This is a genomic window from Sphingopyxis terrae subsp. terrae NBRC 15098 (genome assembly GCF_001598815.1).
Lineage (GTDB): Bacteria > Pseudomonadota > Alphaproteobacteria > Sphingomonadales > Sphingomonadaceae > Sphingopyxis > Sphingopyxis terrae.
On record NZ_BCZQ01000039.1, the window covers coordinates 1 to 6,235 of the forward strand.

The 6,235-nt window shown below is 61.6% G+C and carries 11 protein-coding genes; all 11 read left to right on the forward strand.

Annotated elements, in window-relative coordinates:
* Positions 1-422 (forward strand): hypothetical protein (locus STE01S_RS20720; RefSeq protein WP_218017008.1); only part of this gene is annotated, 422 nt, incomplete at its 5' end.
* Positions 423-528: 106 nt separating this feature from the next.
* Positions 529-1,464, forward strand: a complete 936-nt coding sequence (locus STE01S_RS18295) for a YqaJ viral recombinase family protein (protein ID WP_062770478.1) — start codon at positions 529-531, stop codon at positions 1,462-1,464.
* Positions 1,464-2,330 (forward strand): recombinase RecT, encoded by an 867-nt coding sequence (locus STE01S_RS18300; protein WP_082813421.1) that lies wholly within the window; start codon positions 1,464-1,466, stop codon positions 2,328-2,330. The genes STE01S_RS18295 and STE01S_RS18300 overlap by 1 nt, the downstream gene beginning before the upstream one ends.
* Positions 2,330-2,821: a single-stranded DNA-binding protein gene (gene ssb, locus STE01S_RS18305; RefSeq protein ID WP_062770481.1), complete on the forward strand. Its 492-nt coding sequence runs from the start codon at positions 2,330-2,332 to the stop codon at positions 2,819-2,821. The genes STE01S_RS18300 and ssb overlap by 1 nt, the downstream gene beginning before the upstream one ends.
* A gap of 86 nt (positions 2,822-2,907) precedes the next feature.
* On the forward strand, positions 2,908-3,216 hold the full coding sequence (locus STE01S_RS18310) for a hypothetical protein (RefSeq protein ID WP_062770484.1): 309 nt from the start codon (positions 2,908-2,910) through the stop codon (positions 3,214-3,216).
* Between the two features lie 71 nt (positions 3,217-3,287).
* Positions 3,288-3,509 (forward strand): hypothetical protein, encoded by a 222-nt coding sequence (locus STE01S_RS20555; RefSeq protein ID WP_162928345.1) that lies wholly within the window; start codon positions 3,288-3,290, stop codon positions 3,507-3,509.
* Positions 3,506-3,730 carry a hypothetical protein gene (locus STE01S_RS20560; RefSeq protein ID WP_162928346.1) on the forward strand — a complete coding sequence of 75 codons (225 nt, stop codon included), beginning with the start codon at positions 3,506-3,508 and terminating at the stop codon, positions 3,728-3,730. The genes STE01S_RS20555 and STE01S_RS20560 overlap by 4 nt, the downstream gene beginning before the upstream one ends.
* 28 nt (positions 3,731-3,758) lie before the next feature.
* Positions 3,759-4,001 carry a hypothetical protein gene (locus STE01S_RS18315; RefSeq protein WP_062770487.1) on the forward strand — a complete coding sequence of 81 codons (243 nt, stop codon included), beginning with the start codon at positions 3,759-3,761 and terminating at the stop codon, positions 3,999-4,001.
* Positions 4,002-4,033: 32 nt separating this feature from the next.
* On the forward strand, positions 4,034-4,840 hold the full coding sequence (locus STE01S_RS18320; RefSeq protein WP_255266017.1) for an HNH endonuclease signature motif containing protein: 807 nt from the start codon (positions 4,034-4,036) through the stop codon (positions 4,838-4,840).
* A gap of 166 nt (positions 4,841-5,006) precedes the next feature.
* Positions 5,007-5,192, forward strand: a complete 186-nt coding sequence (locus tag STE01S_RS20565) for a hypothetical protein (RefSeq protein WP_162928347.1) — start codon at positions 5,007-5,009, stop codon at positions 5,190-5,192.
* On the forward strand, positions 5,179-6,219 hold the full coding sequence (locus tag STE01S_RS18325; protein WP_082813422.1) for a tyrosine-type recombinase/integrase: 1,041 nt from the start codon (positions 5,179-5,181) through the stop codon (positions 6,217-6,219). Before STE01S_RS20565 ends, STE01S_RS18325 begins: the two co-directional genes overlap by 14 nt.
* The last annotated feature ends 16 nt before the right edge of the window (positions 6,220-6,235 follow it).

Genomic DNA, 6,235 nt, shown 5'->3' on the forward strand with positions numbered 1-6,235 from the left:
GGGTCTACGGCGATGCGCGGGTCTACGGCGATGCGCGGGTCTCCGGCGATGCGTGGGTCTCCGGCGATGCGTGGGTCTCCGGCGATGCGTGGGTCTACGGCGATGCGCGGGTCTACGGCGATGCGCGGGTCTACGGCAATGCGCGGGTCTACGGCGATGCGTGGGTCTACGGCGATGCGTGGGTCTCAATCGTCAACATCACCGCCGTCCGCACCGACAATTACACATTCTCGGTCGTCGCGACGCCGGATGGCCCGCGCATCATTGCCGGGTGCCGCTATTTCACCTTCAAGGAAGCGCGCGCACACTGGAAAGAAACGCGCGGCGGAACGAAGCTTGGCGATGAAAGCATGCTGATCGTCAAGCACCTTGAGGCGATGGCGAAACTGAACGGGCTGGACAAGCCGGTGGTGACCGCATGACCCCCCGCGAAATCATCCGCTCGATCCCGACGCAGGACTTCGCTTTCGGCGCTGCGGCCGCGCTCGGCTTCTTCCTGTTCTTCGCGGCTGTTTCGGTGGTGGCGTCGTGAACGCGCCGGCCCGCAACCTGTCCGACGATGCTTTTCGCGCATCCGTCGTCGGCGCCAGCGAAGTCGCTGCCCTGTTCGACGCAAGTCCGTGGCTGACGCATTTCGAGCTGTGGCACCGGAAGAACGGCACGATCGCAACGCCGGAGTTCAACAGCAAGAACCCCGATGGTTCGCCGACGAATGAGCGCATCGATTGGGGCGTCAGGCTCGAACCCGTCATTGTCGAAGCGGCCTGCGATCGGTGGGGATATGTCCCGCAGGAAACGCCAAAGCGCCTCGACAATGGCAAAGGGCTCGGCGGACACCCCGACAAGCTTGTCATCTGCCCCGACCGCGGTCCCGGTATCCTCGAAGTCAAGACTGCCGATTGGCTGGTGCGCAAGGAATGGGGCGACGAACCGCTTGCGAACTATCTGCTCCAAAGCCAGAGCTATCAGGGCCTCGCTAATGTCCAGTGGGGCGATGTGATCGTCCTCGTCGGCGGCAACGACCTGCAGCGCTTCCAATATGATTTTCGGCCCGCGCTCTATGCGGAAATCGAGGCGCGCGTCGTCGAGTTCTGGAAATCGGTGCGCGATGGCAAGGCGCCAAAGCCGGACTATGCCAAGGACGGGCGCGTGATCGGGGAGCTTTACGGAAACCCGACAGCAACAGCGACCGACCTGCGCCGCGATAATCGGATGCCGGAATTGCTGCGCGAGTTTATCGAAGCGCGCGAGGCCGAAGTTTTGGCCGGCGCCCGCGTCGATGCCTGCAAGGCCGAGATCATGGAGAAGCTGGGCGATCATGCCGAGGCGATCGTCGACGGCTTCACCTGCCGCGCGCCAGTCATCGCAGGCAAGCCGGATACCGAAATCACCGCCGACATGATCGGCCAGACCATCAAGGGGCGCGCTTCCTATCGCCGCCTCACCGTGAAGGAGAAGAAGTAATGGCGTCCCAAGCCGTAGCCGAACGTCGCCCGGCCAGCCCGATTCAGGTTCTGCGCGACAATCTGACGCAGATGCAGCCGGAATTGAAGATGGCGCTGCCGCAGCATGTCACCGTCGAGAAGTTCAGCCGCGTGGCGATGACCGCGATCCAGAATAACCCCGACCTGCTCAACTGCGACCGCAAGAGCCTATTCGGCGCGATCGTTCGCCTCGCGCAAGACGGGCTGCTCCCCGACGGCCGCGAAGCCGCGCTCGTGAAGTTCGGCCAGCAGGTCCAGGCCATGCCGATGATCGCCGGCGTCCTCAAGAAGATCCGGCAATCGGGCGATGTGTCGAAGGTTTCGGCGCAGGTCGTTTACGAGAATGACCATTTCGTCGTCAAATACGGCTTCGACGAAGATGTCGAACACAGCCCGCCTGCGCTCGACAAGGAGCGCGGCAAGCCGATCGGCGCCTATGCGACCGCGGTCCTGAAAGATGGTTCGCGCCTGCTCGAAGTCATGAGCCTCGAAGAGATCGAAAAGGTGCGCAACGTCAGCCGCGCGAAGGGCAATGGGCCGTGGGTATCATGGTGGGGCGAAATGGCGCGCAAGACCGTGATGCGCCGCCTGTCGAAGCGCCTGCCCATGTCGACTGATCGCGACGACGATGTTTTCGAGCGCGACGAGACGATGAAGCATATCGAAGCTCCGGCCCAGGTCATCGACGCCGAGGCCCCTGTCTCGCGTCTCGACATGATCGAACAGCAGATTGCCGATGACCGCGCCGATACGATCACCGAGGAATCGCCCGCTGCCGAAGAAGGCCGCACCGACGAAGATCACGGCGACCAGCACGACGGCACGAACGCGGAGGCGGCTGAATAATGGCCGGCTCCGTCAACAAAGTCATCCTGATCGGCAATCTCGGCGCCGATCCAGAAATCAAGTCGTTCCAGAACGGCGGCAAGATCGCGAACATGCGCATCGCCACGTCGGAATCGTGGAAGGACAAGCAGACCGGCGAGAAGAAGGAGCGGACCGAATGGCACAATGTCGTCATCAACGGCGACGGCCTCGTCGGCGTCGTCGAGCGCTATCTGAAAAAGGGCTCGAAGATTTACGTCGAGGGCCAGCTTCGCACCCGCAAGTGGCAGGATAAGGACGGCAACGACCGATATACGACCGAAGTGTCGATCGCGGGCATGGGCGGCAAGCTCGTCATGCTCGACGGCGCTCAGGGCTCGTCTGGCGGATCGTCCTCGTCGTCTGGCGGCTGGTCGAATGACTGGTCCGGCGGTTCGGCTGGCAATTCTTCCGGCGTCGAAGCCTCGCAATCCTCATTCGACGACGATCTGGACGACCCTGTTCCGTTTTGACGGTTCAACCCCCGCCGCGTGCGCGGTCATCCAGTCGGCACAGCACGCGCCCCCAATCGTGCCGACTGGTAGAAGGACAAAAAGCCATGTTTATCACGAAGAAGCGGCATGATGAAGCCATGCGGGAAGCCGAGGAAAAGGCCTACGCAGCATGGTCGAATATGGCCACCCAGCGCGACGACATGCGCGTTGAGCGAGACGGAGCAGACCAGCGGCTGAAAGATGCCATGCGCCAGATAAATGGTCTGCGCGCCGATGTCGCTGCAGCAGAAAAGGCAGCGAACGAAGCGAGGGTCGAAATCGAACGCCTGCGCCCGCTGGCTCAGAAGCACCCCGACAAGCTCGCGCGCGACCGCAAGCGGGTTCGTGGTGGGGCGAAGGGGGCGGGCAAGTGAGCGAGGGGCGCAAGTGCGTGGTTGCGAAGTGCGCATGTTGCGAGCGCGTAGTCTACGCCCATGGCGGGAAATTGGACGCGAGTGATCGGCGTGAAATCGGTGAAATGGTCGCGAGCGGTCTGCACGTCTCTCTCATATCAGCCGAAGAGGTCAGGGCCGCTCCATGGGGGTGCGAAATTAAGCGACAGCGCGAAGCGGCCGAAGCGGAAAAAATCGAGGCCGCCAAGCCGGAGAACAAACAGCGTGCTAAATACGAAGCGGTAATGCGTGAAATGAGGGGGCAATCAGCATGACCCCCAGAGGCCACCGCAAGAGCATCATCGGCGCCCCCGCGTTCGTCTGTATCGGCCGCGGTGGTCGTGGGCGCTTGCTTCCCACGCCGCCTGCATGGTCGGCCCCGCGCGATCGGCAGGCAGAGGCCATTGCCGAGCGGGATCGCGAGCGCGCAAGGCGGGCGCTGCACCTGTCGGATGAACGCACGCCGCTCAGTGTCGTGCGGGGGCTGGCGGCGTGAGCGCACATATTCGTGAAAGGATGGACCAATGACGAAGAACCGCCTCAAAGATCTCAACGACCATCTGTTCGCGCAGATGGAGCGGCTTTCCGAGGAAGGCATCAGCTCCGAGCAGATCGAGGCCGAAGTGAAGCGGACCGACGCAATCGTCGCTGTATCCGATCAGATCATCGCCAACGCCAATTTTCATCTCAAGGCGGCGACCCTGATCGCGCAGCACGGCGACAGGTTCAAGAAGTCGTTGCCGATGATCGAAGGGCCGTCGGAATGAGGCGAGGACGCATCCCGTATAGCGATGCCGAGATGACGTGGCTGGAAGAAAATTACCGCATGGTGATTTCCGACTATCACCGCGCGTTCGTCGAGCAATTCGGACGTGATGACGTTTCGCTGTCGCACCTGAACCAGCTTCGCAAGCGCAAAGGCTGGAAGGTCGGCCGCGACGGCGCTCGCTATAAGGGGCGTCTGAGAACCTTCAACGCAGAAGAAACCAAGTGGCTCAGCGACAATCGCGCGCTGCCGATCAAGGAATATCTGGCTGGCTTTCTGGCTTCATTCGACCGCCCCGACGTGACCGAGCGCAAACTTCACGCTCTCCGCAAGGCGCAGGGGTGGAAGACTGGCCGCACCGGAAAATTCGTCAAGGGGCAGGCGCCGCCGAACAAGGGCAAGAAATGCCAGGAAGGCGAAGGCGGTCGTCATCCGAACGCGCGCCGGACGCAATTCAAGAAGGGCCATATGCCGCACAATACGCAGTATCTCGGCCATGAGCGCGTGTCGAAGGATGGCTATGTCGAGATCAGTGTCGCGGAGACGAACCCGCACACCGGATTCGAGCGCCGCTATGTCCTAAAACACCGCTGGCTATGGGAGCAGGCGAACGGTCCCGTTCCGGAAGGCCATGCGCTCAAATGCCTCGACGGCAATAAGCAGAACACCGACCCGAGCAATTGGGAGGCGATAGATCGCGGCGTCCTTGCGCGCCTCAACGGCGGGCGGTTCAAGCGAACGCTTGCCTATAATGACGCAGCGCCGGAATTGAAGCCGACCGTCATGGCGCTTGCGAAACTTCGCCACCGATCCGGACAGATGAAGCGAGGCGCAGCATGACATACGCCGTCCACTCCCTCCACACCCCCTCCGTCAAGGTAACGTCCGGCACCTACACGCTGGACGGACAAACGCGCATCCCCTCGCCCCCTCCTTTGCATGAGGCGGGTAGCTTCAACGATGCAGAAGCATGGCGGCTTGGGGAGCTTGAGAAGGTGAGGGCGCGGTGACAGCTCATTTCACCACGTCGGCAATCAAGCGCGCGATCCGTGCCGCTCGTGAAGCTGGTATGGTGGTGACGCGCATCGAGATTGCGCCGGACGGCAGCATCGCCTTAGAACAGGCGCCCCAGCAAGAGCGCAAGAAAGACTGGCGCGACGAGTCATGGATCTACCAAAATGACAAGGCCTAAGGCTCGCGTCCCGCACGTCAAATTCGTGCTTCGGCGCGGCAAGCACTATCCCTATTTCGATACCGGACTGACGCGCGGCGACAAGAAGGTTTACAACCGCCTGCCCTTCTATGGCACACCCGGCTTCTGGGATAGCTATAACGTCATGAAGGCCAACCGCGATAAGCGCCAAGGCCCGACCAATATCATCACCGTCGATGAGCTTCTACACCGATACGAGGGCAGCTCGAAATTCAAGGCGCTCAGCAACAATTCGCAGACGGCCTACGGTCATGCCTTTCGTCATATCCGCAAGGCGTTCGGGAAGGCAGAGGCGGAGGATTTGCGGCCCAAGGACGTGCTGACGTTCCAGAGCCGCACGACCGCGGCGACAGGCAACCTTGTGGCCGCCGTTCTGCGCGCCGCCTATTCCTGGGGCCGACAATTCGAGCTTGTCACCGTCGATCCGTGCCGCGACATCGAGACACAGGCCACCGGCAGCCATGAGCCGTGGGACGACGAGACGCTCGACGCGGCGCTAAAATCGACCGATCGCATCATTCGGCTTGGCGTCCATCTGCTATTCTACACCGGCCAGCGTATTGGCGATGTCTGCAATCTGCGCTGGTCGAGCATCAATGACGGGCATGTGAAGCTGGTCCAGCAAAAGACCGGCAAGAGGCTGACGATCAAACTGCACAGCGCGCTGGCGAGCGAATTGGACGCCACGCCGAAATCCAGCGTCATGATCCTCGCGGACGACAGCGGCAAGCCGATCACAGACAAGCGGCTGCGCGCCGAGGTCAAGAAATTCACAGGCGGCAAATTCGTCCCGCACGGCCTTCGCAAGAACGCCGTCATCGCGCTTCTGGAAGTCGGCTGCACTCACAAGGAAGTGCAGGCCATCACCGGCCAATCGCTCCAGATGATCGAATATTATGCGGCCCAGATCGACCAGCGGAAGATGGGCGGCGCGGCCATCCTCAAGTGGGAAGGAACGCAACGTGAATCTGCAAACTCATGGAAAACATCTACGGAAAGGCGCTGAAAATGACCTATTGCAA

Bases quoted from the DNA above. Each gene is read 5' to 3' on its own strand.
- STE01S_RS18310 (WP_062770484.1), top strand. From the start codon at position 2,908: ATGTTTATCACGAAGAAGCGGCATGATGAAGCCATGCGGGAAGCCGAG.
- STE01S_RS18325 (WP_082813422.1), top strand. From the start codon at position 5,179: ATGACAAGGCCTAAGGCTCGCGTCCCGCACGTCAAATTCGTGCTTCGG.
- STE01S_RS18300 (WP_082813421.1), top strand. From the start codon at position 1,464: ATGGCGTCCCAAGCCGTAGCCGAACGTCGCCCGGCCAGCCCGATTCAG.
- STE01S_RS18315 (WP_062770487.1), top strand. From the start codon at position 3,759: ATGACGAAGAACCGCCTCAAAGATCTCAACGACCATCTGTTCGCGCAG.
- STE01S_RS20560 (WP_162928346.1), top strand. From the start codon at position 3,506: ATGACCCCCAGAGGCCACCGCAAGAGCATCATCGGCGCCCCCGCGTTC.
- ssb (WP_062770481.1), top strand. From the start codon at position 2,330: ATGGCCGGCTCCGTCAACAAAGTCATCCTGATCGGCAATCTCGGCGCC.
- STE01S_RS18320 (WP_255266017.1), top strand. From the start codon at position 4,034: ATGACGTGGCTGGAAGAAAATTACCGCATGGTGATTTCCGACTATCAC.